The sequence below is a fragment of the Actinomycetospora chibensis genome (assembly GCF_028737215.1).
In the GTDB taxonomy this organism is placed as follows: Bacteria; Actinomycetota; Actinomycetes; order Mycobacteriales; family Pseudonocardiaceae; genus Actinomycetospora; species Actinomycetospora chibensis.
The window spans coordinates 52565-77782 of record NZ_JAQZAM010000006.1 but is presented as its reverse complement, the minus strand read 5'-3'; the positions used below and the strand labels follow the sequence as shown (position 1 = coordinate 77782).

The 25218-nt window shown below is 74.7% G+C and carries 29 protein-coding genes; 18 read left to right on the top strand and 11 right to left on the bottom strand.

Annotated features, from left to right (window positions below; all coding sequences use genetic code 11):
- Nucleotides 1-39: 39 nt before the first annotated feature.
- The gene (locus PH189_RS10830) at nt 40-651 is read right to left on the bottom strand and encodes a hypothetical protein (protein ID WP_274188794.1); all 612 of its coding nucleotides are present in this window, start codon (nt 649-651) and stop codon (nt 40-42) included.
- A 75-nt stretch (nt 652-726) separates the two neighbouring features.
- Entirely contained in the window at nt 727-1389 is a 663-nt protein-coding gene (locus tag PH189_RS10825) for a SigE family RNA polymerase sigma factor (protein ID WP_274188793.1), read from the bottom strand.
- 247 nt (nt 1390-1636) lie between these two features.
- Between PH189_RS10825 and fbaA the strand changes: the two genes are divergently transcribed.
- Genes fbaA through PH189_RS10810 form a run of 3 tightly spaced genes read left to right on the top strand, consistent with a single transcriptional unit; the run spans nt 1637 to nt 4269 of the window.
- Nucleotides 1637-2671 (top strand): class II fructose-bisphosphate aldolase, encoded by a 1035-nt coding sequence (fbaA, locus tag PH189_RS10820; protein ID WP_274188792.1) that lies wholly within the window; start codon nt 1637-1639, stop codon nt 2669-2671.
- A gap of 30 nt (nt 2672-2701) precedes the next feature.
- Complete coding sequence (locus PH189_RS10815) at nt 2702-3145, top strand: DUF3151 domain-containing protein (RefSeq protein WP_274188791.1); 444 nt, start codon at nt 2702-2704, stop codon at nt 3143-3145.
- 20 nt (nt 3146-3165) lie between these two features.
- A complete protein-coding gene (locus PH189_RS10810) occupies nt 3166-4269 on the top strand; it encodes an FUSC family protein (RefSeq protein WP_274188790.1) in 1104 nt (367 codons plus the stop codon).
- Between the two features lie 23 nt (nt 4270-4292).
- Here the strand turns inward: PH189_RS10810 and PH189_RS10805 are convergent, their stop codons facing one another.
- On the bottom strand, nt 4293-4535 hold the full coding sequence (locus tag PH189_RS10805) for a hypothetical protein (protein ID WP_274188789.1): 243 nt from the start codon (nt 4533-4535) through the stop codon (nt 4293-4295).
- Between the two features lie 195 nt (nt 4536-4730).
- On the opposite strand from PH189_RS10805, the gene PH189_RS10800 reads away from it, so the two are divergent.
- Entirely contained in the window at nt 4731-4970 is a 240-nt protein-coding gene (locus tag PH189_RS10800; RefSeq protein WP_274188788.1) for a hypothetical protein, read from the top strand.
- Here the strand turns inward: PH189_RS10800 and PH189_RS10795 are convergent.
- Nucleotides 4939-5664, bottom strand: coding sequence for a hypothetical protein (locus tag PH189_RS10795; protein WP_274188787.1), 726 nt, complete (start codon nt 5662-5664; stop codon nt 4939-4941). The two genes, PH189_RS10800 and PH189_RS10795, sit on opposite strands and share 32 nt — an antisense overlap.
- A 79-nt stretch (nt 5665-5743) precedes the next feature.
- Here PH189_RS10795 and PH189_RS10790 point away from each other — a divergent pair, with 79 nt between their 5' ends.
- Both PH189_RS10790 and PH189_RS10785 read left to right on the top strand, forming a co-directional pair.
- A complete protein-coding gene (locus tag PH189_RS10790; RefSeq protein WP_274188786.1) occupies nt 5744-7030 on the top strand; it encodes an adenylosuccinate synthase in 1287 nt (428 codons plus the stop codon).
- 10 nt (nt 7031-7040) lie between these two features.
- The gene (locus tag PH189_RS10785) at nt 7041-7340 is read left to right on the top strand and encodes a UBP-type zinc finger domain-containing protein (protein WP_274188785.1); all 300 of its coding nucleotides are present in this window, start codon (nt 7041-7043) and stop codon (nt 7338-7340) included.
- Here PH189_RS10785 and PH189_RS10780 read toward each other — a convergent pair.
- Complete coding sequence (locus PH189_RS10780) at nt 7337-8377, bottom strand: glycerophosphodiester phosphodiesterase (protein ID WP_274189040.1); 1041 nt, start codon at nt 8375-8377, stop codon at nt 7337-7339. The two genes, PH189_RS10785 and PH189_RS10780, sit on opposite strands and share 4 nt — an antisense overlap.
- A gap of 319 nt (nt 8378-8696) precedes the next feature.
- On the opposite strand from PH189_RS10780, the gene purD reads away from it, so the two are divergent.
- From purD to PH189_RS10745, 7 genes are all read left to right on the top strand, one after another.
- Nucleotides 8697-9965 carry a phosphoribosylamine--glycine ligase gene (gene purD, locus PH189_RS10775; protein ID WP_274188784.1) on the top strand — a complete coding sequence of 423 codons (1269 nt, stop codon included), beginning with the start codon at nt 8697-8699 and terminating at the stop codon, nt 9963-9965.
- A 55-nt stretch (nt 9966-10020) separates the two neighbouring features.
- The gene (locus PH189_RS10770) at nt 10021-10317 is read left to right on the top strand and encodes a hypothetical protein (RefSeq protein ID WP_274188783.1); all 297 of its coding nucleotides are present in this window, start codon (nt 10021-10023) and stop codon (nt 10315-10317) included.
- 7 nt (nt 10318-10324) lie between these two features.
- Nucleotides 10325-11980 carry a transglycosylase SLT domain-containing protein gene (locus tag PH189_RS10765; RefSeq protein WP_274189039.1) on the top strand — a complete coding sequence of 552 codons (1656 nt, stop codon included), beginning with the start codon at nt 10325-10327 and terminating at the stop codon, nt 11978-11980.
- A gap of 60 nt (nt 11981-12040) precedes the next feature.
- On the top strand, nt 12041-12346 hold the full coding sequence (locus PH189_RS10760; protein ID WP_274188782.1) for a hypothetical protein: 306 nt from the start codon (nt 12041-12043) through the stop codon (nt 12344-12346).
- A 3-nt stretch (nt 12347-12349) separates the two neighbouring features.
- Complete coding sequence (locus PH189_RS10755; RefSeq protein WP_274188781.1) at nt 12350-13339, top strand: transglycosylase SLT domain-containing protein; 990 nt, start codon at nt 12350-12352, stop codon at nt 13337-13339.
- An 82-nt stretch (nt 13340-13421) separates the two neighbouring features.
- A complete protein-coding gene (locus PH189_RS10750; protein ID WP_378014900.1) occupies nt 13422-14543 on the top strand; it encodes an aminotransferase class I/II-fold pyridoxal phosphate-dependent enzyme in 1122 nt (373 codons plus the stop codon).
- Nucleotides 14544-14586: 43 nt separating this feature from the next.
- Complete coding sequence (locus PH189_RS10745) at nt 14587-15357, top strand: potassium channel family protein (protein WP_274188779.1); 771 nt, start codon at nt 14587-14589, stop codon at nt 15355-15357.
- A 4-nt stretch (nt 15358-15361) separates the two neighbouring features.
- Here the strand turns inward: PH189_RS10745 and PH189_RS10740 are convergent, their stop codons facing one another.
- From PH189_RS10740 to PH189_RS10725, 4 genes are read right to left on the bottom strand one after another with little or no spacing between them, the layout of a single operon-like run.
- On the bottom strand, nt 15362-16372 hold the full coding sequence (locus PH189_RS10740) for a threonine aldolase family protein (protein WP_274188778.1): 1011 nt from the start codon (nt 16370-16372) through the stop codon (nt 15362-15364).
- Entirely contained in the window at nt 16369-16806 is a 438-nt protein-coding gene (locus tag PH189_RS10735) for a response regulator (RefSeq protein ID WP_274188777.1), read from the bottom strand. The genes PH189_RS10740 and PH189_RS10735 overlap by 4 nt, the downstream gene beginning before the upstream one ends.
- On the bottom strand, nt 16803-18467 hold the full coding sequence (locus PH189_RS10730; protein WP_274188776.1) for a sensor histidine kinase: 1665 nt from the start codon (nt 18465-18467) through the stop codon (nt 16803-16805). The genes PH189_RS10735 and PH189_RS10730 overlap by 4 nt, the downstream gene beginning before the upstream one ends.
- Nucleotides 18464-19651 (bottom strand): PP2C family protein-serine/threonine phosphatase, encoded by a 1188-nt coding sequence (locus PH189_RS10725; RefSeq protein ID WP_274188775.1) that lies wholly within the window; start codon nt 19649-19651, stop codon nt 18464-18466. Before PH189_RS10725 ends, PH189_RS10730 begins: the two co-directional genes overlap by 4 nt.
- A gap of 118 nt (nt 19652-19769) precedes the next feature.
- Between PH189_RS10725 and purB the strand changes: the two genes are divergently transcribed.
- From purB to PH189_RS10710, 3 genes are all read left to right on the top strand, one after another.
- Complete coding sequence (gene purB / locus PH189_RS10720; RefSeq protein WP_274189038.1) at nt 19770-21188, top strand: adenylosuccinate lyase; 1419 nt, start codon at nt 19770-19772, stop codon at nt 21186-21188.
- A gap of 11 nt (nt 21189-21199) precedes the next feature.
- Nucleotides 21200-22099, top strand: coding sequence for a phosphoribosylaminoimidazolesuccinocarboxamide synthase (locus PH189_RS10715; RefSeq protein ID WP_274188774.1), 900 nt, complete (start codon nt 21200-21202; stop codon nt 22097-22099).
- Between the two features lie 101 nt (nt 22100-22200).
- Entirely contained in the window at nt 22201-22872 is a 672-nt protein-coding gene (locus tag PH189_RS10710) for a polysaccharide deacetylase family protein (RefSeq protein ID WP_274188773.1), read from the top strand.
- A gap of 52 nt (nt 22873-22924) precedes the next feature.
- Here PH189_RS10710 and PH189_RS10705 read toward each other — a convergent pair whose 3' ends face one another.
- Nucleotides 22925-23560: an MBL fold metallo-hydrolase gene (locus PH189_RS10705; protein ID WP_274188772.1), complete on the bottom strand. Its 636-nt coding sequence runs from the start codon at nt 23558-23560 to the stop codon at nt 22925-22927.
- Between the two features lie 43 nt (nt 23561-23603).
- Here PH189_RS10705 and purS point away from each other — a divergent pair, with 43 nt between their 5' ends.
- Nucleotides 23604-23840: a phosphoribosylformylglycinamidine synthase subunit PurS gene (gene purS, locus PH189_RS10700; protein ID WP_274188771.1), complete on the top strand. Its 237-nt coding sequence runs from the start codon at nt 23604-23606 to the stop codon at nt 23838-23840.
- A complete protein-coding gene (gene purQ, locus PH189_RS10695; protein ID WP_274188770.1) occupies nt 23837-24511 on the top strand; it encodes a phosphoribosylformylglycinamidine synthase subunit PurQ in 675 nt (224 codons plus the stop codon). Before purS ends, purQ begins: the two co-directional genes overlap by 4 nt.
- Here purQ and PH189_RS10690 read toward each other — a convergent pair.
- Nucleotides 24495-24989 (bottom strand): hypothetical protein, encoded by a 495-nt coding sequence (locus PH189_RS10690; RefSeq protein WP_274188769.1) that lies wholly within the window; start codon nt 24987-24989, stop codon nt 24495-24497. The genes purQ and PH189_RS10690 overlap by 17 nt on opposite strands.
- Nucleotides 24990-25218 lie beyond the last annotated feature (229 nt).

Genomic DNA, 25218 nt, shown 5'->3' with positions numbered 1-25218 from the left:
TCTCGGGGTCTCCCGGAGGCGTGTCGGAGGGGTCGGCTCTCAGCCGGGCAGGGCGAGCGTGCCGACGGCCGTGAGCGCGCCCGCGATGGCGCCGCCGAGCAGCGCGACGGCCGACCACCACGCGATCCGCGCGGGCGTCCACTCCGTCGCGCCGCCCTGGTCCGCGACCGGGCGCCCGGCGCCGGTCGGGGTGACGGTCGTGGCTCCCGTGATCGGGGCAGGGCGCTGCTGAGGGACGCCGGGACGGCCCATCGGACCGGTGGGCGGGACCGGCGGGCGTGAGTTCGGGCGGGGTCCGGTCTGCGGCCAGGGACGCGCGGGCCCGGTCGGGGCCGGCCCGGTCGGCGCAGGAGGCCCGGGCCGGGCTCCGGGCGGGGGTGCGCCCCGCGTGGCGGCCGGGAACGGGGGAGTCGCGGAGGGGCGGGCGGACAGAGCGGTCACGTCCTCGGCGTCGGGGGCAACGGGGGCATCGGGGGCGCCGCGACGGCGGCCGAGCGGGCGGAAACGGTCACGCAGGCGGGAGGAGCCGGACGCGGTGTCCGACGGGGCGGGGGCACCCGGGTTCGGGGCGGCCGGGCCACTGCCCGGGGACGAGACCCCGCCCGCGGCGTGCGCGCGCAGGGCCTCCGACAGCAGCCGCTCGTCGTCCATCCCCTCCGATGGTAGTCGCGCCCCCCGATGCGACCCAGGCCCGCCCGAGAGGCCCCGATCGGTCTCACCGTCGGGCTAGCCGTCTCCCACGAGCTTGCCGATGGCCTCCAGGCCGCGGCTCGCCGTCGACTTCACGGTGCCCTTGCTGATGCCGGTGGCCTCGGCGATCTCGGCCTCGGACAGGCCCCCGTAGTAGCGCAGCACCAGCACCTCGCGCTGGCGGCGCGGCAGCTTGCCCAGGGCGGACACGACGGCCTGGTGCTCCGTGGAGAGCATCGCCAGGGATTCCGCCGACCGCGCGTCCGCCGTGTGGGGCGGGGTGTACTCGCGGGCCGTGCGCCGGCGGCGCAGCACCGAGCGCGAGCCGTTCACGACGGCCGTGCGCAGGTACCCCAGCGCCGCGTGCTCGTCGCGCAGCCTGCTCCAGTGCCGGTGCAGGCCGGTGAACGCCTCCTGGACCACGTCCTCGGCGGTCGCGGGGTCGTCGACGAGCAGCACGGCCAGGCGGACGAACCGCATGCGGTGCTCGCGGTACAGATCCTCGAGCGTGCGCGGGGCCTGCTCGTTCTGGGTCGCGACGGGCCCGCCTGCGGGGTGCGGCGCCGGGGGGCCCGGTCGGTACGGCGCCGTGGGTGGTGCCGACGGATGGGGCACCGAGGCGTCCGACGGGGCGACCGCGTCGATCGCCCTCAGGCTGCCCAGCGTGCGCTCGACGGCACTCTCCCCGGGGTGGCCCACGTCTCGAGACGATAGCCCTTCACCACCCGTGCCTCCGGTGGGGACGAGGTCCGGGGGATCACCCGCCGTCGCGTCACCCGCCTGGCCCAGGACGCCTACCGGCGCGCACCGGCCCACTCACCGACGACGACCGCGTCACACCCCGGCGACCCAGCGCCGGGGCGGTGGACTGCGTCATACTGCGCGCCAGTCCGCCGGTCGGTCGCCCTGCACCGACCGCGTCGAGAAGCTCCTGGGAGGCACGACGATGCCCATCGCGACCCCCGAGGTCTACAACGAGATGCTGGACCGCGCGAAGGCGAACGCCTTCGCCTTCCCGGCCATCAACTGCACGTCCTCGGAGACGATCAACGCGGCGCTGCGCGGCTTCGCCGAGGCCGAGAGCGACGGGATCATCCAGTTCTCGACGGGCGGCGCGGAGTTCGGCTCCGGCCAGTCGGTGAAGGACATGGTCACCGGCGCCAGCGCCCTGGCCGAGTTCGCTCACGTCGTTGCCGAGAAGTACTCGATCAACGTCGCGCTGCACACCGACCACTGCCCGAAGGACAAGCTCGACGGCTTCGTCCGCCCGCTGATCGCGATCAGCCAGGACCGCGTGAACGCCGGGCAGAACCCCCTGTTCCAGTCCCACATGTGGGACGGCTCGGCGGTGGAGCTGCACGAGAACCTCGAGATCGCCCAGGAGCTGCTGGCCGAGGCGGCCAAGGCCAAGATCATTCTCGAGGTGGAGATCGGCGTCGTCGGCGGCGAGGAGGACGGCGTCGCCAACGACATCAACGACAAGCTCTACACCGCCGCGGGCGACTACGAGCACACCGTCGACGCCCTCGGTGGCGGCGAGAAGGGCCGCTACCTGCTCGCGGCCACCTTCGGCAACGTGCACGGCGTCTACAAGCCCGGCAACGTGAAGCTCAAGCCCTCGGTGCTCAAGGAGGGCCAGGAGGTGGCGGCGCGCAAGCTCGGGCTCCCCGAGGGCTCGAAGCCGTTCGACCTGGTCTTCCACGGCGGCTCCGGCTCGCTGCTCGAGGAGATCCACGAGGCGCTCGACTACGGCGTCATCAAGATGAACGTCGACACCGATGCCCAGTACGCGTTCACCCGCCCGATCGCGGGGCACATGTTCTCGAACTACGACGGCGTCCTGAAGATCGACGGCGAGGTCGGCAACAAGAAGGTCTACGACCCGCGCAGCTACCTCAAGGAAGCCGAGAAGGGCATGGGCGCGCGCGTCGTCACCGCCTGCGAGAACCTGCGCTCCACCGGGCAGACCCTGGGCCGCTGACCGCGGTGGGCCCGGGCGGATGATGGGTCCATGACCATCCCGACCGGGCCCGGCGCGGCACACGGGCACAACCTGCTCGGACCCCAACCCACCTACCTCCCCGAGTCCCCGGAACCCGCCTCGCGCCTCGCGGCGGGCGAGGACCCTGCGGCCGTCGTCGCCGACCACCCGACCTACAGCGCGGGCTGGGCGGCGCTCGCCGAGCGCGCCGAGGCGGCCGGCGAGCCCGTCACCGCCTACGCCTTCGCCCGCACCGGCTACCACCGCGGCCTCGACCAGCTCCGCCGCAACGGCTGGAAGGGCTTCGGACCCGTGCCGTGGGACCACGAGCCCAACCAGGGCTTCCTCCGCGCCGTCGCCGCGCTGGCGCGTGCCGCGAAGGCGATCGGCGAGACCGACGAGGTCGAGCGCTGCGTGCAGCTCGTCGCCGACTGCGACCCCTCGGCGGTCGAGCTGCTCGGCCTCGCGGCCTGACGGTCCCCCGGAGTCGCGCCGTGGCTGCCGTATCCGCCGTCGACCGTCTGCGCCGGGTCGCCGGCACGCGGGTGCGGCGGCTGCGGGACTCCGGGCTGCCGGTGCTGCAGTGCGCGCTCGCGGCCGGGCTCGCCTATCTCGTCGCGCGGGACCTGTTCGGCCACCCGGTGCCGTTCTTCGCGCCCATCGCCTGCGTCCTCGTCCTGGGGGTCGGGGTCACCAACCGGCTGCGGCGCTCGGTGGAGCTCGCCGTCGGGGTCAGCCTCGGCGTGGCCGTCGGCGACCTCATCGTCGCGCTCATCGGCCCCGGCTGGTGGCAGATCAGCGTCGTGGTGGGGCTCGCGCTGCTGGCGGCCCTGCTCTTCGACGTCGGTGCCCTGCTGCTCAACCAGGCCGCGGTGTCGGCCGTGCTGGTGGCGACGCTGCAGCCGCCCGGCACCACCGCGGCGTTCTCCCGCTGGATCGACACGCTCGTCGGCGCCGCCATCGGGCTCGCGATGGCGGCGACACTGCCGTCACACCCCCTGACGCGCGCGAGGCGCGGCCTGACCGAGCTGCTCGAGGAGCTCGAGGCGGTGCTCGCCGGCACCGCCGACGCCCTCGACGCGGGTGACGGCGACGCCGCCGCGGCCGTCCTCGAGCGGGCGCGGGCCACCCAGAAGCGCGTCGACACGCTGGTCGACGCCGTCGACGCCGGCTTCGAGATCACGGCCATCGCCCCGCTGCGTCGCCGGCACCGCGGGGAGCTGGCGCGCCTGCGCACCGCGATCCGGCCGGTGGACCTGGCGCTGCGCAACGCCCGGGTGCTCGCGCGCCGAGGGCACGCCTCGGTGCTCGACGGCGAGGAGCCCGATCCCGATCTCGTGCTGGTGATGCGACGGCTCGCCGAGGCCGTGGCGGTGCTGCGCGAGGAGCTGACCACGGGCGAGTCGACCGACGGCGCCCGCAGCGATCTTCTCGACACCGCCGCACTCGTGCCGGAGCAGGGTGGGGGCTACTCGGCGGAGGTGGTGCTGGCGCAGCTCCGCTCGATGCTCGTGGACCTGCTGGGGGCCACCGGCATGGATCGCGACGACGCCGTGGCGGCGGTGGCGCGGATGCGTCCGGGTGCCCCCGAGGGCTGAACGGGTGATCTGAACGGGAGGGGTCAGGAAGCCTGGCGCAGGGGCGCCGCCGGTGTCGCCGGAGGCTCGGGCAGCACGTCCTGCTCGGCGCCGGCCGTGCCGGGCACCAGCTGCAGGGGCGCCGCGGGGGCGGCGGCCGGGCTGCGGAGGCCGGTGCGCGAGGTGCGGGTGGCTCGGGCGGTGGGTACGGCGCGGGCCTCGAAACGCTCCAGCACACAGGCCAGAACCATGATCGCAATCGGTACGAGGATGACCACCGCCAGCATGGAGGCTGTGTACCCGGACCCCCCGGAGCCATGCGTGATCGGCATGAGTGTGCACGGACGGTCGTCGACCGGTCGCGCAGAGAAGCCGGCCGGTCGATCGATCGGTGGGCTACCCCCGGGTCGGGGGTCCGCGCCGGTCACCCGCTGCGCCGTGTCCCCCGCAGGCTCCGGCGCGCCCGGGGGTAGTTTCGCGGCGTGGTCGACGTGTCGCGCAGCGGCGGCCCGGGACCGGCCGAGCCCGGGTACGCGGAACAGAGCCCCGTGGCCTGGGTCGTGCTGGTGGCCGACCCGGTCACCGGCGAGACCGACGCGTTCGGCCCGTTCGACCGCGAGGCCGCGGCGGTGGACGCCGAGCGGCGGCGGGTCGAGCACGCCTCCGAGGGGCTCGACGAGGTCCTCGTCGTCACCGTCCCGCTGACGCCCCCCGAGGACTGACCAGCAGCCAGTCCTGCGTGTGGCGGTACCAGCTGCGCCGGGCCACGGGCCGGTCGCCGGGGACGCCGTCGCGGATCACGGGCACGGGCGGGCGGCAGCCGAGCTGTACGGCGCGGCCCGAGAGTGCCGTGACGTGCCCCGCGCGCAGCCCGGCGAGCCGACGCGGGCCGGTGACGGTCGCGGTCACGCCGCCCGCGGGGTCCGGGACGACGACCAGGCTCTCGGTGTCGCCGCGCGCGACGAGGTGCTCGTCGCAGTAGACCTCCCCGTGGAACGGTCCGGTCGTGTGGCGTCCGGCGACGAGGCCGCCGTGGTCGTCGCGGATCAGCGGCGACGGGCGGGCGACGCCGTCGCGAGCCAGGGCCACCGCGGCGGCGGGGTCGGTCGGGACGCCCCAGACGCCGGCCGCGGCCGAGTCGGGCGCGGGGAGCAGGGCGAGGGCGACGTCCAGGCGCTCCCGACGCAGCAGGCGCACGAGGACGGCGGCGAGGGCCGCGTCGTCACCCACCACCGCGAGGCGTCCGCCGGCCGGGACGTCGGCGAGCACCGGGTCGACGTCGGCGCGCGCCGGGAGCTCGGGGAGGTCGTGTCGCGGGGTGTCGTGCTCGGCCAGCCAGGGCGCCCAGCGGGCCCGGGCGACGTCCCCGCAGGTCATCACGCGCACCAGGGACCCCGTGAGGACGAGCCGCGGCACACGCGTGGACTACCCTTTCGCTGCACGGGGCGGCGCGCACTCCCGTGCGACCAACGGAGTCGACGCCAGGGAGTGTGACATGCCGGCCATCGTCCTCATCGGCGCCCAGTGGGGTGACGAGGGCAAGGGCAAGGCCACCGACATCCTCGGTGAGCAGGTCCAGTGGGTCGTGCGCTACCAGGGGGGCAACAACGCGGGGCACACCGTCGTCCTCCCCGACGGCAAGAACTTCGCGCTGCACCTCATCCCCTCGGGGATCCTGACGCCGGGTGTCACCAACGTGATCGGCAACGGCGTCGTGGTCGACCCGGGCGTGCTGCTCGAGGAGCTCGCGGAGCTCGAGGGCAAGGGCGTCGACACCGGCAAGCTGCTGATCTCCGCCGACGCGCACGTGATCATGCCGTACCACGTGGCCATCGATAAGGTCACCGAACGCTTCCTGGGCAAGTCCCGGATCGGCACCACGGGACGCGGCATCGGTCCGGCCTACCAGGACAAGGTCGCGCGCGTCGGCGTGCGGATGCAGGACCTGCTCGACGAGAAGCTGCTGCGCGAGAAGGTCGAGGCGGCGCTCGAGCTCAAGAACCAGATCCTCGTCAAGATCTACAACCGGCGCGCGCTGGACGTCGACGAGGTCGCCGACACCGTGCTCGGGCACGCCGAGGGCTTCGCCCACCGCATCGCCGACACCCGGCTCGCGCTGCACCAGGCCCTCGAGCGCGGCGAGACCGTGCTCCTCGAGGGCTCGCAGGGCACGCTGCTCGACGTCGACCACGGGACCTATCCGTTCGTGACGTCGTCGAGCCCGACGGCGGGCGGCGCCGCGGCGGGCTCCGGGATCGGGCCGACGCGCATCGGCCGCGTGATCGGGATCCTCAAGGCCTACACGACCCGGGTCGGCTCCGGCCCGTTCCCGACCGAGCTCTTCGACGCCGACGGCGAGTACCTGCGCAAGACCGGCGGGGAGTTCGGCGTGACCACCGGGCGCAGCCGGCGCTGTGGCTGGTTCGACGCCGTGATCGCCCGGTACGCGGTGCGCGTCAACGGGATCACCGACCTGTTCCTCACCAAGCTCGACGTGCTCTCGGGCCTGGAGAACGTGCCGATCTGCGTGGGCTACGAGGTCCACGGGCAGCGGGTCGACGAGATGCCGATGACCCAGGCCGACGTCACGAGCGCGGTGCCGGTGTACGAGACGATGCCGGGCTGGTTCGAGGACATCTCGTCCTGCCGCTCGTTCGCCGACCTGCCGGCCAAGGCGCGCGACTACGTCGAGCGGATCGAGCAGCTCTCCGGGGCGCCGGTCTCGGCGATCGGCGTCGGTCCGGGGCGCGACGAGACCGTCACGAGGGACGTCGGTCAGTAGACTCGACCGGGTGGGCGCCTGCGAACACCTGTTGACCGTCGGGACCGGAGGCATCGCCGCGGATCCTGCTCCCAGTGCCGTCGCACGCGACGGCGAGACGCTGATCTGCCCGGACTGCACCGAGGCCGGCTACACGGCGTGGGCGCACCTGCGGAAGTGCCTCGACTGCGGGCACGTCGCCTGCTGCGACTCGAGCCCGTACCGGCACGCCTCGAAGCACCACGAGGACACCGGCCACGCCGTCATGCGCTCGCACGAGCCGAACGAGACGTGGCGCTGGTGCTACATCGACCGGAGGTTGGCTCCCTAGGTCGTCACCGCGGCCAGCGCGGTGTCGGGGTCGTCGCTGAACACGGCGTCGACGCCCAGGGCCACGTACTGCCGGTACTCGCCGAACGCGTCGCCGTAGGTGTCCGCGGGCGCGGCTGGTCCGCCCCGCCGTAGGCCGGCGGGCAGGAACTCGTTCTCGTTGCGGAACGTGTAGGGCATGACCCGCAGGTTCGCCGCGTGCGCGTCACGGACCAGGGTCGTCGGCGCCCCCGCGGCGTCGTCCGGCCCGAGCGGGATGATCAGTTCCTTGGTGGGGCCGAGCCAGGTCGCGTAGCCGGCGACCTCCCGCAGGCCCTGCGGGCTCACCAGGGCCTCCGAGGTGCGCGGGTCGCCCGCGGCCACGAGGTCGGCGGGCCGGGTCCCAGCGGCGTCGACGAGCTGCAGGAGCGGGCAGGCGACCTGGGTCTTCAGCGCGCGGAGGTTGGCGGTCTCGAACGACTGGATGATCACCCCGGAGTCCGCGCCGTCCCGGCCCCGCCGCCGCAGGGTCTCGACCAGCCCCGGCTCCACCGGCAGTCCGAGGCTCGCGAAGTAGGTGGAGTGCTTGACCTCGGGCAGCACGCCGACGGGACGGCGCAGCTCGGCGGCGAGGCGGTCGAGCAGGTCGAGGACCTCGTCGAACGTCACCAGCGGGAACCGCCCGTCGTAGAGCGTGTTGTGCGGGCGCGTCTGCGGGATGCGCTCCTTCGCGCGGAGCGTGCGCACCTCGGCGAGCGTGAAGTCGGTGGTGAACCAGCCGGTGTAGGCGGTGCCGTCGATCTCCTTGGTGGTGCGGCGCGAGGCGAACTCGGGGCGCTCGGCGACGTCGGTGGTCCCGCCGATCTCGGGCTCGTGGCGGGCGACGAGCGCCCCGTCGCGGGTGGGGACGAGGTCGACGTCGACGGCGTCGGCGCCCATCCGGATCGCGAGCTCGTACGCGGCGAGCGTGTGCTCGGGCCGGTACCCGGAGGCACCGCGGTGCCCGACGACCATGACCCGTTGCGGGACTGCCGGCGCGGGCACGGGCGGGGCGGGCATCGGCGTCGGTGACGGGGAGGGCGTCGCGGTCGGCGGCGGCGCGGGGCCGGTGACGGGGGTGTTCGAGCACCCGGCGGCGAGCGCCCCGGCCGCGGCCAGGCCTCCCCGCAGCGCGCTCCGGCGGGACAACGCGGACGGCACCCACCCCGGCGTGTACATCGCTGCGCATCCTCGCCCGCCCCACGCCCTCGCCGCCACCTCGCACCCTCGACGGGCCGGTGAACTGCGGGTGTCCGTATCAGCCTGGCGGCCATGCTGACGTTCAACATCAGAAAAGCCCCCATCTCGCTCCGCGCCGGGCACCCGTAGCGTGGCGCCCGTGCGCGTCCTGGTCATCGGCTCCGGAGCCCGCGAGCATGCCCTCCTCCTCGCCCTCGCCGGCGACCCCGAGGTGACGGCCCTCGCCGCCGCCCCCGGCAACGCCGGCACGGCCGCGCTCGCCGAGCACCCGGGCCTCGCCGACCCCACCTCCGGCGAGCAGGTCGTCGCCCTGGCCCGGGAGTGGCGTGCCGACCTCGTCGTCATCGGCCCCGAGGCCCCGCTCGTCGCCGGCGTCGGGGACGCGCTGCGCGATGCCGGGATCCCCTGCTTCGGGCCGAGCGCCGCCGCGGCGCGCATCGAGGGCTCGAAGGCGTTCGCCAAGGACGTCATGACCGCCGCCGGCGTGCCCACCGCGCGCAGCGAGGCGGTCGACAACCCCGGCGACCTCGACGCCGCGCTCGCCCGCTTCGACCCGCCGTACGTGGTCAAGGACGACGGGCTCGCCGCCGGCAAGGGCGTCCTCGTCACCGAGGACCTCGACGCCGCCCGCCGCCACGCCGCCTCCGTCCTCGAGGGCGGGCACCCCGTGCTCCTCGAGTCGTTCCTCGACGGGCCCGAGGCCTCGCTGTTCTGCGTCGTCGACGGCACGACGGTGGTCCCGCTGCTGCCCGCGCAGGACTTCAAGCGCCTCGGCGACGACGACGCCGGCCCCAACACGGGCGGCATGGGCGCCTACGCCCCGCTGCCCTGGGCGCCCGTGGACTTGGTCGACGACATCGTCGAGCGCCTCGTCACCCCCGTCGTCACCGAGCTCGCGGCCCGCGGCACCCCGTTCTCCGGCCTGCTCTACGCCGGGCTCGCGCTGACCTCGTCGGGCCCGCAGGTGATCGAGTTCAACTGCCGCTTCGGCGACCCCGAGACCCAGGTCGTCCTCGCCCTCCTGCGCAGCTCCACGGCACGGCTCCTCTCGGCTGCCGCCACCGGTCGGCTGGCCGACGAACCGCCTCCGACCTGGGCCGACGGCGCGGCCGTGACGGTCGTCGTCGCTGCCGAGGGCTACCCGGGCTCGGTGCGCACCGGCGACGTCCTGCAGGGCGCCGACGGCCCGGGCGTGCTGCACGCCGGGACCCGGCGACGCGACGACGGGGCCGTGGTCTCGAGCGGCGGCCGGGTGCTGTCGGTGGTCGGGACGGGCGAGGACCTCGACGCCGCCCGCCGCGACGCCTACGACCGTCTCGCGGCGGTGCACCTGCCCGGCGGCCACCACCGCACCGACATCGCCCGCGAGGCGGCGGCCGGACACATCGCGATGCCCGTCCGCGCCTGACACGGGTTCTCCGAAACGGCCCCAGCCGGGCGGCGCGCCGACCTACCCTCCCGCCATGCCCGATCTCGTCCTCGGCCCGGCGGCCCTCGAGCAGGCGCGCACCGCCGTGGCCGCCGAGGCGCGCCGGGTGGGGGCGATGGTCGACCAGGTCGTCGTCCCGCGTGCCGGGCTCGGCGACCTCGCCTCCGCCGGGGCGATGGTCGGCGCGCTGGGCGAGGTCGTGCGCGTCCTGGACGGCGAGCTGGCCGCCGCCGGGTCGCGGCTCGACGGACTCGACCGCGCCCTCGACGCGGCGCTCACCGCGATCCAGGCCGACGACCGCGACGCCGCCGCGTCGCTCTCCGCCGCGTGAGTCCGTGATGGTCTTCGACGCCGTCGGCGAGCTCGCCGCGCATCCCGGGGGGCAGGAGCTCAGCGCGCTCGTCGCCCGGGTGCAGCAGGTCGACCCCGAGGTGCTGCACGGGATGGGCCGCCGACTCGGGTCGATGGTCGAGGGAGTCGACGGGTCGCTGCGCGCGGTGCGGCGCCACGGCGACGACGTGCAGGGTGCCTGGCAGGGGCGGGGCGCCGAGGCCCTGACCGGATACCTCGACGACTTCGGTCGCGCGGGCACACGGACGCTCGACGCGGCCGGACGGATCCGCGTGCGGATCGACGACGTCGGCCGGGAGCTCGCCGCGCTGCGCGGCGAGGTCGACGCCCAGGTCTCCCGCGCCCTCGACGCCGCCCGCGGGGTGCGCACCGAGGCGCTCGCCGACCCGGCCCGGGCCCCGATGGCCGACCAGCTCGCCGCCCAGGCCATGGCCGAGCCCACCGCTGCCGCGCGCACCGCCGTCGAGCGCGCCGAGACCGCCCTCGGCGACGCCGCGCGGGCCCTCCGCGAGATGACGGCCGACGTCGTGGGCTTCTCCCGCCTGCCCGCCCCCGACGCGCGCCCCATCGCCCCGCCCGCGAGCGGGGGGCCGATCGGCTGGTCGGCGATCCCTGCCGGCGAGTCGCTCGCCACCGTCCCCGCCTCCGTCGACAGTGACGGCGGCACGCAGGACATCGATCTCGACGGCGGAAGCGCCTCGTCGGACGTCTCGTCCGTGAGCGATTCGTCCCCGGCCGACGACGCGTCCGGTTCTTCCGGCGCGGAGTCCGAGTGCTCGGAATCCGATGCTTCGGTTTCCGAAGCGTCCGGGTCGGAGGAGTCGGGTTCCGGGGGTGTGGGTGACTCGGGTGACCTGGGGGACGATTCCCTGGAGGGGGGTGCGGATTCCGGGGCGTCGAGCGCGGACGCCGCTGAGGATGCTTCGGTTTCCGAAGCGTCCGGGTCGGAGGAGTCGGGTTCCGGAGGTGTGGGCGACTCGAGTGACCTCGGTGATGACTTCCTCGAGGACACCCCGGACGCCGATGCCCCCGCGTCCGACGACGCCGGGTCGGACGATGCCGGGTCCGACGACTCAGCGTCCGAGGGCGAAGGCGACAAGGGCGACGACAAGAGCGACGACAAGAGCGACGACGGGTCGGGCTCGGAGGCAGCCGAGGAGGACGACGGCGACGGCGACAACAGTGCCGACGCCGAGGACGCCGACGCCGAGGACGGAGCCGTGACCGGCACCTCGGGGGACAGCAGCGCCAGCGATGCCGGGTCGGCGCCGACGGGCGGGCCGCAGGGTCAGGTCGGGGACTGGATCCGCGAGGCGTTGGCCGTGCTGCAGGCCGAGGGCGTCTCCCTCGACAAGATGGATCCCGACGACATCGCCACGATCATCGAGCACGAGTCGGGGGGCGACCCCGAGGCCACCAACAACTGGGACTCGAACGCCGACAAGGGCACGCCGTCGCAGGGCCTGATGCAGACCATCGGGCCGACGTTCGACGCACACAAGCTCCCCGGGCACGGCGAGATCACCGATCCGATCGACAACATCATCGCCGGGGTCCGCTACGCCATCGACCGGTACGGATCGGTGTCGCAGGTGCCGGGTGTCGAGGCCGTGGCCCGCGGCGACGCGTACGTCGGCTACTGACGTCGGCCAGTTCTCCCGAACCGCACCCGGATGTCCGCGCGGCGACCTACCGTCGTCGGTGTGGACGACATCGCCTACGACACCGACACCCTCGAGGGTGCGAGCACGGTCGTGGCGGGCGAGGCGGACCGGATGCCGGCGCTGGCCGACCGATGGGCCGCGACGCCGCCGCCGGACCTCGGCGGGCTGGACGCCGCGCGCGCGTTGATCGACGCCCTGGCCGCCCTGACGCGCGCGCTCGTCGCCGACCTCGACGCTGCCGGGGCCCGGCTCCGCGAGGCCGCGCGGGCCCTCGACGCGACGGTGCGCCTCGTCCGCGGGACCGAGGGCGCGAACACCGAGCTGCTCGCGCCGGTCGGGGGCTGAGCCGTGCCCGGGGATCTCGAGGCCGCCCTCGCCGGCGAACCCGCGGCCGCCGAGCTCGCGGCGATCGCGGGACGGGTCCGGACGGTCGATCCGGGCGCGCTGCGGGCGTCGGCGGCGCAGATCGTGGCGGTCGGTGACGCCGTCGACGGGTCGATGCGCGCGGTGGGACGCGGCGCGGCGGCGGTCGAGGGCCGCTGGCGGGGCACGGGGGCGACGGCGTTCGGCGACTGGGCCCGCGCGTTCGCGGGGGCCGGCGCGCGCGACCGGACGGCGATCGTCGAGGCCGGGCCGGTGCTCGACCAGGTCGGGGTGGTGCTCGAGGACCTGCGCCGCGAGATCGACCAGCAGGTCGCGCGGGCCGTCGCCCTGGCCGGTAGCGCCCGCGCGCAGGCGGCGACCGTGCCCGACGCACCGCCGGACCTCGCCGACCGGCTCGCGGTCGACGCGGTGCGCGGCCCCACCGAGGCGGCGCGCACCGCCGTCCGGCGCGCCGAGGCCGAGCTGACGGCGTCGGCGGCCCGCATCCGCGATCTGGCCGACGGGCTCACGTCGTTCGCGGCACTCGACGGTCTGGAGGCCCCGCCGTCCGGCGCGGCGTCGACGGTGGTCCGGAGCGCCGCACGTCAGGCCCCTGCGGGTCGGGTCGGTGACTGGATCCGCCAGGCCCTCGCGATCCTCACCGCCGCAGGGATCCCGCCCGAGAAGATGGACCCGTCCGCGATCGCCACGATCATCGAGCGCGAGTCCGGCGGCGATCCGGGCGCGGTCAACACCTGGGACGCGAACGCCGCGAGGGGCACGCCGTCGCAGGGTCTGATGCAGACGATCGGGCCGACGTTCGAGGCGTACAAGCTGCCCGGCCACGACGAGATCACCGATCCGGTCGACAACATCATCGCCGGGGTCCGCTACGCGGTGGACCGCTACGGCTCGGTGTCCGCGGTCCCGGGCGTCGAGGCCCTCGCGCGCGGAGATGCGTACGTCGGCTACTGAGCGGCGCACCTAGGGTGGGGCGGTGACGAGTCTGGCGCGCCTCGGCCCGGCCGTGCGGGCGACGGTCCCCCCGTTCCACGTGATGGACGTCTGGGCCGCCGCCGGCGAACGGGCCCGCACCCACGGCGACCTGGTGAACCTCTCGGCCGGCCAGCCCTCGACCCCCGCGCCCGCCGACGTCCGCGCCGCCGCCGCGAGGGCGCTCGACGAGCAGATCCTCGGCTACACGAGCTCGCTCGGGACCCCGGAGCTGCGCGAGGCGATCGCCGCCCACCACCGCCGTCGCTACGGCGACGACACCGTGCGCGCCGAGGACGTCATCGCGACCACGGGCGGCTCCGGCGGCTTCCTGCTCGCGTTCCTCGCCGCCTTCGACGTGGGCGACACCGTGGTGCTCGCGCGCCCCGGCTACCCCTGCTACCGCAACATCCTCGCCGCGCTCGGCTGCGACGTCGTCGAGCTGCCCTGCGGCGAGGAGACGCGGTTCCAGCCGACCGTCGCGATGCTCGAGGCCCTCGACACGACGCCGAAGGGCCTCGTGGTCGCCAGCCCGGCGAACCCCACCGGCAGCGTCATCGAGCCCGACGAGCTGGCCGCCCTCGCGACGTACTGCGAGGAGCGCGGCATCCAGCTGATCAGCGACGAGATCTACCACGGCATCGAGTACGGGGACGCTCCGCCGACCGCGAGCGCCTGGAGCACCTCGCACGAGGCGCTCGTCGTCACGTCGTTCTCGAAGTACTGGTCGATGACCGGCTGGCGGCTCGGCTGGCTGCTGGTGCCCGAGCGGCTCCGGCGCGCGGTGGACGTCATCGCCGGCAACTTCACCGTCTGCCCGCCGGCTCCGGCGCAGTACGCGGCGCTCGCGGCGTTCACCGACGCCTCGACCGCCGAGGCCGACGCACACGTCGAGCACTACGCGATCAACCGCCGCCTGCTGCTCGACGGCCTCCCGCGTCTCGGGATCACGCGGCTCGCGCCCGCCGACGGCGCGTTCTACGTCTACGCCGACGTCGCCCACCTCACCGACGACACGCTCGCCTTCGGACAGCGGATGCTCGCCGAGACCGGCGTCGCGGTGGCCCCGGGGATCGACTTCGACCCCGTCGCCGGCCACACCTGGATCCGGCTGTCGTTCGCCGGCGCCACGGCCGACGTGCACGAGGCCCTCGCCCGGCTCGGTCGCTGGCTGCCGACGCTCTGAGCCCGCTCCCGCCCGGCAGCGGTGCGCACTACTGTCCGTGGCCATGGACGACGACGGCGAGCCTCGGCTGGAGGCCTGGGAGCGTCGCACCGACTACCCGCTGACCGGACTCGCGGTGCTCTACCTCGCGATCTACGCCGTCCAGGTCCTCGCCACGCGCCCCGACCAGGCCGCGTGGTGGTGGCTCGACGTCGCCCTGTGGGGCGTGTGGGCGCTGTTCGTCGTCGACTACGGGGTCCGGATCGTGCTGGCGAACCGCCGGCTGCGGTTCGTCGTCCGCCACCCGCTGGACCTGCTGATCGTGGCCGCGCCGTTCTTCCGGTTCCTGCGCCTGCTGCGCCTCGTCGCCGCGATCTCGACGCTCGGGCGGGTCCTGCGCGACGACTTCCGGGGCCGCGTCGGCAGCTACCTCATCGTCTCGGTGTCGCTGCTCAGCTTCGTGGCCGCGCTCGGGGTGTTCGAGGCCGAGCGCGACGCTCCCGAGGCCTCGATCACGACGTTCGGCGACGCCCTGTGGTGGGTGCTCACGACGATCACCACCGTCGGCTACGGCGACCTCTACCCGGTGACCGTCGAGGGCCGCCTGGTCGCGGGCGGCCTGATGCTCGCGGGCATCGCGATCCTCGGCACCGTGACCGCGGCGATCGCGACGTGGTTCCTCGAGCAGGTCGGGGCCCGCGACGCGTCCGAGGCGATCGCCCCCGCGGCGCAGCGCGATCCCGCCGAGGCCCGCCACGGCGAGCTGCTCGCGGAGATCCGGGCGCTGCGGGCGCGGCTGGACGTGCTCGAGGACCGGGAGCAGGCGCCCCGATAGCGCCTCAGGGCGCCGCGATCCCCGCGACGCGGTCGAGGACGTGGGTGATGTCGTCGTCGTCGACGTCCCGGTGGGTCACGAAGCGCACGCCGGGGCCGAACGGCACGGCGCGCACGCCCGCGGCGCCCAGCCCCGCGACGAGGGCGGCCGGGTCGGCGGTGGGGACGAGGACGATGTTGGTGTCGGGCGTCGTCGCCGGCCAGCCGAGGGCGCGCAGGCCCGCGGCGAGCCGGGCGGCGCGGGCGTGGTCGGCGGGGAGGTCGCGGGCCTGGCCGAGCGCGACGAGCCCGGCGGCGCCCATGACGCCACCCTGGCGGATGCCGCCGCCGAGCATCTTGCGCAGCCGCCAGGCCCGGTCGACGAACGCGGCCGAGCCTGCGACCACCGACCCCATCGGCGCGCCGAGGCCCTTCGACAGGCACACGCTCACGGTGTCGACGCCCGCCGTCAGCTCGTGCGGCGCCACCTCGAGCGCGGCGGCGGCGTGCCAGATCCTTGCGCCGTCGAGGTGTACGGCCAGCCCGGCGTCGCGCGCTGCGGCCACCAGCGCGCGGTGCTCGTCGACGCCGGTGACGGCACCGCCGGCGCCGTTGTGGGTGTTCTCGAGGCAGAGCAGCGAGGTGCGCAGGCCGAAGTAGGGCCCGGCGGCGCCCGCGGCGCGTGCCACCGCGGCCGGTGTCGGGCGGCCGGGGCCGCCGTCGTGCTCGAGCGGCATCGGGAGCCCGCCCGCGAGCCACGCCGCGGTCCCGAGCTCGGCCTCGAGCACGTGCGCCCCCGCCGGCGCGAGGAACCTGTCACCTCGTGTCAGGTGGTGCATGAGCGCGACCGTGTTCGCCATGCAGCCGGTCGGTGTCCAGAGCGCGGCCTCGACGCCGAGCAGGTCGGCGACCCGGGCCTGGAGCGCGGCCAGGGTCGGGTCGCCGTCGAGGACGTCGTCGCCGACGTCGGCCCCCGCCATCGCCTCGCGCATGGCGATCGACGGGCGGGTGACCGTGTCCGAACGCAGGTCGATCATCCAGGCAGCTTGACCACGGAGACGAAGAAGTCGTCGATCTGGCGGATGACCTCGATGAAGCGCTCGAAGTCCACCGGCTTGGCCACGTACGCGTTCGCGTAGAGGTCGTAGCTGCGCAGGATGTCCTCCTCGGCCTGGGAGGTCGTCAGGACCACGATCGGGATGCTGCGCAGCGTGGGGTCGTTCTTGACCTCCTCCAGGACCTCGCGGCCGTCCTTGCGCGGGAGGTTGAGGTCGAGCAGCACCAGGCCGGGGCGGGGCGCGTCGGCGAACTCGCCCTCGCGCCGCAGGAACGCGAGTGCCTCGACGCCGTCGGAGACGACGTGCAGCTGGTTGCGCAGCTTGTGGTGCTCGAACGCCTCCTGGGTCATCAGGACGTCGCCCGGGTCGTCCTCGACCAGCAGGACGTGGATCTCGTCGGCGGGGTCGGTCACGGAGCGGCCTCCTGGTCGGGCCCGGGCTCGGGCTCGGGCTCGGAATCGGGGTCGGGATCGGTCAGGACGGGCAGGGCCACGACGAAGGTGGTGCCGGGCGTGGCGTCCGTGTCGAGCCACATCGAGCCGTCGTGATGTTCGAGGATCTTCCGGCACATGGCCAGCCCGATCCCGGTGCCGGGGTAGGTGTTCCGGGCGTGCAGACGCTGGAAGATCACGAAGATTCGCTCGGCGTACTCCGGGTCGATCCCGATGCCGTTGTCACGGAAGCGCAGGAGCCAGCGGTCGCCGTCGCGCTCGGCGTCGACGCGCACGCGCGGCGGGTCCTCGCCCCGGAACTTCAGCGAGTTGCCGAGCAGGTTCTGGAACACCGTGGTGAGCAGGGCCGGTGCGCCGTGCACCCGGGGCAGGTCGCCGTGCTCGACGGCGCCGCCGGACTCCTCGAGCGCACCGGCGACGTTCTCGGCGGCCCGGTCGACGAGCCGGTTCAGGTCCACCGTCTCCATCGCGTCGCCCTGACGTCCCACCCGCGAGAAGGCGAGCAGGTCGTTGATGAGCACCTGCATCCGCTTGGCGCCGTCGCTGGCGAACTCGATGTACTGGTCGGCGCGCTCGTCGAGCTGACCGGCGTAGCGGCGCTGCAGCAGCTGGCAGAAGCTCGCCACCTTGCGCAGCGGCTCCTGCAGGTCGTGCGAGGCGACGTAGGCGAACTGCTCGAGGTCGGAGTTCGAGCGCGCGAGCTCGCGGCTGCGGCTGTCGAGCTCCTGGCGGGCCCGTTCGGTGTCGGCCAGCTCGCGGACGATGAGCACGCGCATCGCCTCGACGTCCTCGCCGAGCTCGGTGATCTCGCGGGGGCCGGCGGCGAGCACCTGGTGGTCGAGGTCGCCGTCCGCCACCTGCCGGACCTCCCGGGCGAGCCGGTGCGTCGGCGCGACCACGACCCGGCGCAGCCACTCCAGCAGCGCCAGGACGCCGAGTGCGATCACCACGAGGGTCACGGCGCCGCTGACTGCGAGCATGTCCGCCGCGCCGTCGAGCCCGTCGCGGGCGTCGTTGCGCAGATCGAGCAGCCGCGCCCGCTGGGCGTCGAGCGCGGCCCGGACCCGGTCGAAGGCCGCCTTCCCGACCTCGACCGACGGGCCGGGGACGCCCTGCCCGGCGGCGGCGATCGAGGGCTCGGCGTACGTCGTGCGCCAGGTCGCGGTGGCGTCCTCGACCGCGTCGAGCTGGGCGAGCGCCTCGGGCCGCCCCGCGACGAGCGCACGGAGCCCGCCGACCAGCTCGGCCTCCTCGGCGCGTCCCCGGGTGTAGGGGTCGAGGAGCTCGGCCCGCGGCAGGAGGACGTAGCCGCGGACCCCGGTCTCCTGGTCGACGGTGGCGGCGTCGAGCTGCTGGGCGGTGAGCAGGGCGGGGTCGAGGCGGTCCACGAGCTCGCTGCGCTGCCGGGCCAGGGCCGTCAGCCCGGCGATGCCGACGAGGAGCGCGACCAGGAGCAGGACCCCGAGCGCGGCGCCGGTGACCAGGAGGATGCGCTGCAGCGGCCAGCGGCTCAGGCCGTCGCGGCGGCGCCGTCGCGGGCGGGGGACCGGCGCGGCCGCCGGGGGCGCGTCGTCGACGTCCGGCGTGGCGTCGGTGGCGTCCTCGGCGGTGGGCGCGCTCACTTGTCGGACACCAGCAGTACGGCGGCCACGTCGTCGGGTCGCGCCGTCGACAGCGACCGCACCCGTTCCATCACGGCGTCCAGCATCGTCCCCGGGTCGTCCCGCCACGGCGCCGGGCCTGCGGTGACCTCGCGCAGGAGGTCCAGGAGGCCGTCGGTCCACAGCACGTCGCCGGAGACCTGCCGGCCCTCGATGAGCCCGTCGGTGTAGAGCAGCAGCGCCCACTTCTTGGGCAGCTCGACCTCGAGCGGCGTCCAGGACACGCCTTCGCCCACGCCCAGCGGCAGGCCGAGACGCTCGGTCGAGAGCATCGAGGTGTCCTGCCCCTCGCCGACGAGCGCGGGCGGCGGGTGCCCGGCGAGCCGCAGCGTCATCCGCTCCCGCCCCGGCTCGACGGTCGCAGTGGCGAGCGTGGTGAACAGCGTGGGCTGGTTGCGCTCGTGCACCAGCAGCTCGTGCATCGTCGGCAGCACCCGGTCGGGGTCGATCCCGCTGAGCACCAGCGTCCGCCACGCGATCCGCAGGCTCACCCCGAGGGCGGCCTCGTCGGGCCCGTGACCGCAGACGTCCCCGATGACCGCGTGCAGCGTGCCGTCGCTGCCCTCGACGACGTCGTAGAAGTCCCCGCCCAGCAGCGTCTGCTCGGTACCGGGCTCGTAGCGGGCGAGGACCCGCATCTCCGGGTCCTCGATCAGCGGGGTGGGGAGCAGACCGCGCTCCAGGCGGGCGTTCTCGTCGGCGCGCAGCCGGGCGTCGCGCAGCGCCCGGCGCACCCGGTCGGAGCGGCGGCGCTCGACGGCGTAGCGCACGGCCCGGGCCAGCGAGGGGCCGTCGACGAGGTCCTTGACCAGGTAGTCCTGCGCACCGACCCCCACCGCGTCGGCGCCGAGCTGTTCGTCGCGCAGGCCCGTGAGCACGAGCACGGCCGGGCCGTCGGTGTAGAGCAGACGGCGCAGGCCCTCGAAGCCGTGGGCGTCGGGCAGCGCCAGGTCGAGCAGCACGCAGTCGACGGCCTCCGGGTCGTGCAGCGCGGCCTCGGCGTCGGCGAGGGACTCGGCGCGCTGGAGGTCGACGGCGAGGTCGGCGTCGGTGAAGTGCTCGGTGACCAGGACGGCGTCGGCGTCGTCGTCCTCGACGAGGAGCACCCGCAGCGGGGCGGACGCGTCCGGCTCCACCGGCTCCATGAGCCCCTCCTCCCCGGTCACAGCTCAGCGGAACGGTAGCCGTTGGTGACACCGGGCCGACCGCGGGCGCAGCCCGTGCGCCGACCGGGGCCGTAGGCTCGGCCAGGTGAGTGCACCGATGGTCCCGAACGTGCTCGCCGGGCGGTACGCCTCTCCCGCGCTGACGGCGCTGTGGTCGCCCGAGCGCAAGGTCACCCTCGAGCGCGAGCTGTGGATCGCGGTGCTCGCCGCGCAGGCCGAGCTCGGGGTCGACGTCCCCGTCGGTGTTCTCGACGACTACCGCGCCGTGGTCGACCACGTCGACCTCGCCTCGATCGCCACCCGTGAGCGGGTCACCCGCCACGACGTGAAGGCGCGCATCGAGGAGTTCGACGCGCTCGCCGGGCACCAGCACGCCCACAAGGGCATGACCAGCCGCGACCTCACCGAGAACGTCGAGCAGCTGCAGGTCCGGGACTCGCTGCGCCTCGTGGCGGAGAAGACCGTCGCGGTCCTCGCGCGCCTCGCACGCCGGGCCGGCGAGTACTCCGAGCTGGTCATGGCCGGGCGCAGCCACAACGTCGCCGCGCAGGCCACGACGCTCGGCAAGCGCTTCGCCTCGGCCGCCGACGAGACGCTCGTGGCACACCGCCGGGTCACCGAGCTGATCGCCCGCTACCCGCTGCGCGGGATCAAGGGACCGGTCGGCACGGCCCAGGACATGCTCGGGCTGCTCGGCGGGGACGCCGGCAAGCTCGCCGAGCTCGAGCGCCGGGTCGCCGAGCACCTGGGCTTCACCGAGGTCCTCACCAGCGTGGGCCAGATCTACCCGCGCTCGCTGGACCAGGACGTGCTCACTGCTCTCGTCCAGCTCGCGGCCGGCCCGTCGTCGCTCGCCACCACGATCCGCCTGATGGCCGGGCAGGAGCTCGTCACCGAGGGGTTCCAGGCGGGCCAGGTCGGCTCGAGCGCCATGCCGCACAAGATGAACACCCGCTCGTGCGAGCGCGTCAACGGCCTGGCCGTGGTGCTGCGCGGCAACGCGGCGATGGTCTCCGAGCTGGCCGGCGGCCAGTGGAACGAGGGCGACGTCTCCGACTCCGTGGTGCGCCGCGTCGCACTGCCCGACGCGTTCTTCGCGATCGACGGCCTGCTCGAGACGATCCTGACCGTCCTCGACGAGTTCGGCGCCTATCCCGCGGTGATCGCCCGCGAGCTCGACCGGTTCCTGCCGTTCCTCGCGACCACGGCCGTGCTGATGGGCGCCGTGCGCGCCGGGGTGGGCCGCGAGACCGGCCACGAGATCATTTCCGAGCACGCCCGCGCGGTGGCGCTGGACATGCGCGAGAAGGGTGCCGACGGCAACGACCTGCTCGCCCGGCTCTCCGGCGACGCCCGCCTCGGCCTCTCCGCCGCCGACCTCGACGCCGCCGTCGGCGACCCGCAGGCCTTCGTCGGGGCCGCGGGCGCGCAGGTCGCGGAGATCACCCGACGGGTGGACGCGCTCGTGGCGCAGCATCCCGACGCGGCGGCCTACACGCCGTCACCGATCCTCTAGCCTCCCGGCCCGTGGTCTCCCTCGCCGACTATCGGCACGTCGCCTCCGGCAAGGTCCGTGACCTCTACGAGGTCGACGACGAGACGCTGCTGCTCGTCGCGTCGGACCGGATCTCGGCGTTCGACCACGTCCTGTCGACACCCATCCCCGACAAGGGGCGGGTCCTGACGGCGATGAGCGTGTTCTGGTTCGAGCTGCTCAGCGGCCCGGACGTCGCCGCGCCGCCGGTGGGCCACCACCTCGTCGCCGCCCGCGACGAGCGCATCCCCGACGAGGTCCGCGGCCGCGCGCTGCTCGTGCGCCGGCTGGAGATGATCCCGGTCGAATGCGTCGCCCGCGGCTACCTGGCGGGCTCGGGCACGGCCGACTACCGCCGCGACGGCGCCGTCTGCGGTGTCGCGCTGCCCCCGGGGCTGGACGAGGCGAGCATGCTGCCGTCGCCGATCTTCACGCCGGCGACGAAGGCCGCGCAGGGCGAGCACGACGAGAACGTCAGCTTCGAGACCGTCGCCGCGCAGGTCGGGGCGGACCTCGCGGGCGCGCTGCGCGACCAGACCCTGGCGATCTACGCGCGCGGCGCGGCCTACGCCGCCTCGCGCGGCCTGATCCTCGCCGACACGAAGCTCGAGTTCGGCCTCTCGCCCGACGGCGCGCTGGTCCTCGGCGACGAGGTGCTCACCCCCGACTCGTCGCGCTTCTGGCCCGCCGAGGGCTACGCGCCGGGGTCGGTGCAGCCGAGCTTCGACAAGCAGTACGTCCGCGAGTGGCTGACCTCACCCGCCTCGGGCTGGGACCGCCACTCCGGCGAGGCCCCGCCGCCCCTGCCGGACGACGTGATCGACGCCACCAGGGCGCGCTACGTCGAGGCCTACACGCGGTTGACGGGGCGGGAGTGGCCCCCCGCGATGTGAGCTGACCTGCATCGATGCGGCGCGAGCCCGTCGTCGGACCGAGCCGGGGTGTTCACCCCCCCGACGCACGGACGGCACCTCCGACTGGCCTCATGGGGGGCGTGACTCCCCGCCTGATCGTCTCCGTGTCCGGCCTCGGGCCCGGTGCGCCGCTCACGGCCGCCGTCGCGCTCGCCGACGCCCTCGACGCCCGGCGCGCGCCGGCGACCTGGCTGATCGGCCCGCAGCCCCACCCCGAGGTCGTCGCCTGGGCCACCGCCCGGCGGCGGGTGGGCGACGCGGTGCTGCTGCACGGCACGCGGACCGACCCCGCTGCCGGGCGTCCCTACCGTCGCCTCCCCGCGCACGAGGCCGGCCTGCGCCTCGCCGGCGCACTGCGCAGCCGCGACGTCCTCGGCCTGGCCGTCGACGGGTTCGCCGCCCCGGGGTGGTCGACCTCGGACGGCACCCGGACCGCTCTGGCCGCGGCCGGCGTGGGCGTGCTGCTCGACGACACCGGGGTGCACCGGCTGGCGGCCGGCGGGGCCGTCGCGACCTCGTGGCGCGGGCCGGTCGTGGCGGCGGAACCCCGGCGCTCCCGTCGGCGCTCCGAGCCGGGCCTGATCCACCTGGCCCTGCACGCCGGCACGCCCGCGGCGACCGCTGCCGCGCTGGTCGACGAGGCCCTCGCCACCGGCGCGACGCCGCTGGGCGCGGGTGAGCTCGTGGGGCGGCGTGCCCCGCGTCGCACCGGCGCCACCGGCGACCCGGAGGACTGGTCGATCACGGCGTGACGCGCCTCCGGCGCACCTGAGCGATCCGGATCGCCGGAGCGACCCAGATCGCTCACGTGGCGAAAGCCACCCCGCGTGGAGCGATCCGGACCTCGGTGCCCTGCGGCCCGAGGTTCGAGAAGAGGTTGTAGTGCAGGTCCGGGTTCGCCAGCACGGCCTCGTGGATCGGCACGGCGAGCGGCGGGGCCACGGCGCGCAGGTAGTCGACGGCCTCGGAGGCCTTGAGCCACGGCGCGGCGGTGGGCAGCAGGAGGACGTCCGGGGTGCGCTCCGGGACGGTGAACACGTCGCCGGGGTGCAGCACGCTGCCGTCGATCAGGTAGCCGTTGTTGGCGATGGTCGGGATGTCGGGGTGGATCACCGCGTGCTCGCCGCCGCCGACGACCTCGACCGTCGCGCCGCCGACGGTGAACGTCTCACCGGGCTCGCGGACGGTGTGGGCAATCTCGCGTTGGCGCAGCTGCTCGGCGGTGCCGGTGTCGACGACCAGCTCCGCGCTCGGGTTCTGGGCGAGGAGCGCCGGGAGCTTCTCCAGGTCGAGGTGGTCGAAGTGCTGGTGGGTGATCAGGATGGCGTCGAGACCCTCGAGGGTCTCGTAGCCCGACGAGAAGGCGCCCGGATCGAGCAGGATCCGGGCCGAGCCGGTGTCGGCCACGACGCAGGCGTGGCCGAGGTGCACGAGTTCCACGCCATCGCCGTTCCCCTCCCGGCGCACCGGTAACCTGGTCGGTGTGGCTCGCGTGATCGTCGACGTCCTTCCGAAGGCCGAGATCCTCGACCCCCAGGGTCAGGCGGTGGCCCGGGCGATGGGTCGTCTGGGGGTCGACGGCGTCGCCGACGTCCGCCAGGGCAAGCACTTCGAGCTGGAGGTCGACGACACCGTCGACGACGCCGCGCTCGAGCGCATCGCCGGCTCGCTGCTGGCCAACCCGGTGATCGAGGAGTGGGTCGTGCGGAGGGTCCAGTGAGCCGGATCGGGGTCATCACGTTCCCCGGGACGCTCGACGACGTCGACGCCGCCCGGGCCGTGCGCTACGCGGGCGGCGAGCCCGTCGGCCTCTGGCACGACGACGCCGACCTCCGGGGTGTCGACGCCGTGGTCGTGCCCGGCGGCTTCTCCTACGGCGACTACCTGCGCGCCGGCGCCATCGCCGCCCGCTCGCCGGTGATGGGCCCCGTCGTCGAGGCGGGCCGGGCCGGGATGCCGGTGCTCGGCATCTGCAACGGGTTCCAGATCCTCTGCGAGGCGGGCCTGCTGCCGGGCGCGCTCGTGCGCAACCACGGCCTGCGGTTCGTGTGCCGCGAGGTCGGGCTGCGCGTGGAGGCCGACACCGCGTGGACGTCGTCGTTCACCGTCGGCCAGCACATCCGCGTCCCGCTGAAGTCGGGCGAGGGGCGCTACGTCGCCGACGAGGCCACCCTCGACGCCCTCGAGGGCGAGGGCCGCGTGGTGTTCCGCTACACCGAGCCCGCGCCCAACGGCGCGCTGCGCGACATCGCGGGCATCAGCTCGGCCGACGGCCGCGTGGTCGGCCTCATGCCGCACCCCGAGCACGCCATCGACGCGCTCACCGGCCCCGGCACGGACGGCCTGGGCCTCTTCACCTCCGTCCTCTCGAGGTTCACGGCAGCAGCGTGACCCTGAGCTCCCAGAGGTCGGCGTAGATCATCAGCATCTGGCCGCCGAGGTGCAGCACGAGCCCGCGCATCTCGTCGGGCCGCTCGACGTGGGTGAGCAGGCGCGACACGTCCTCGACGGCCTCGCCGACCACCTCGTCGAACGGGGCCGCCGCGCTGACGTCGTGACCCCCCGGCTCGGTGGGCTGCACCGCGGGGAGCAGCGGCACCACCGTGTCGCCCCGGGCACCCGGGGCCAGGGCGAGCACGACGACACCCCCGGTGCCGTCGTCGACGAGGAACTCGAGCATGCCGGCGGTGGCGTCGACGTGCGGGCGGACGCTCTCGGGGACGCGCCCGGCGAGCTCGAGGTCGTGACGGCGGACCCCGACCAGCTCGCGGTCGAGCACCAGGCCGAGCCGGGCGAGCGGATCGGCGGCCGACGTGGGCGCGTCGTCCGACGTCGCACCGGCGGCCGGGGAGACGGAGGCGGTGGTCATGGCTCCATGATGTATCGAGGGTCCGACACCCCCGGGCATTGCACGACACGCCCGCACCGTGTCGCGGCGAAACGACCGTGTTGGCCCATGAACGGCCATCCGATCGAGCTAACGGTCCAGCCAACTCCACCTAGTGGCGGTGCGCACGGTGGGCGTGTGGTGGACAGCGCTGTGTGGAGTCGGTGACATCGGCGGATCACCGTTTGTCGACCGCACGTCGTGGGTAACG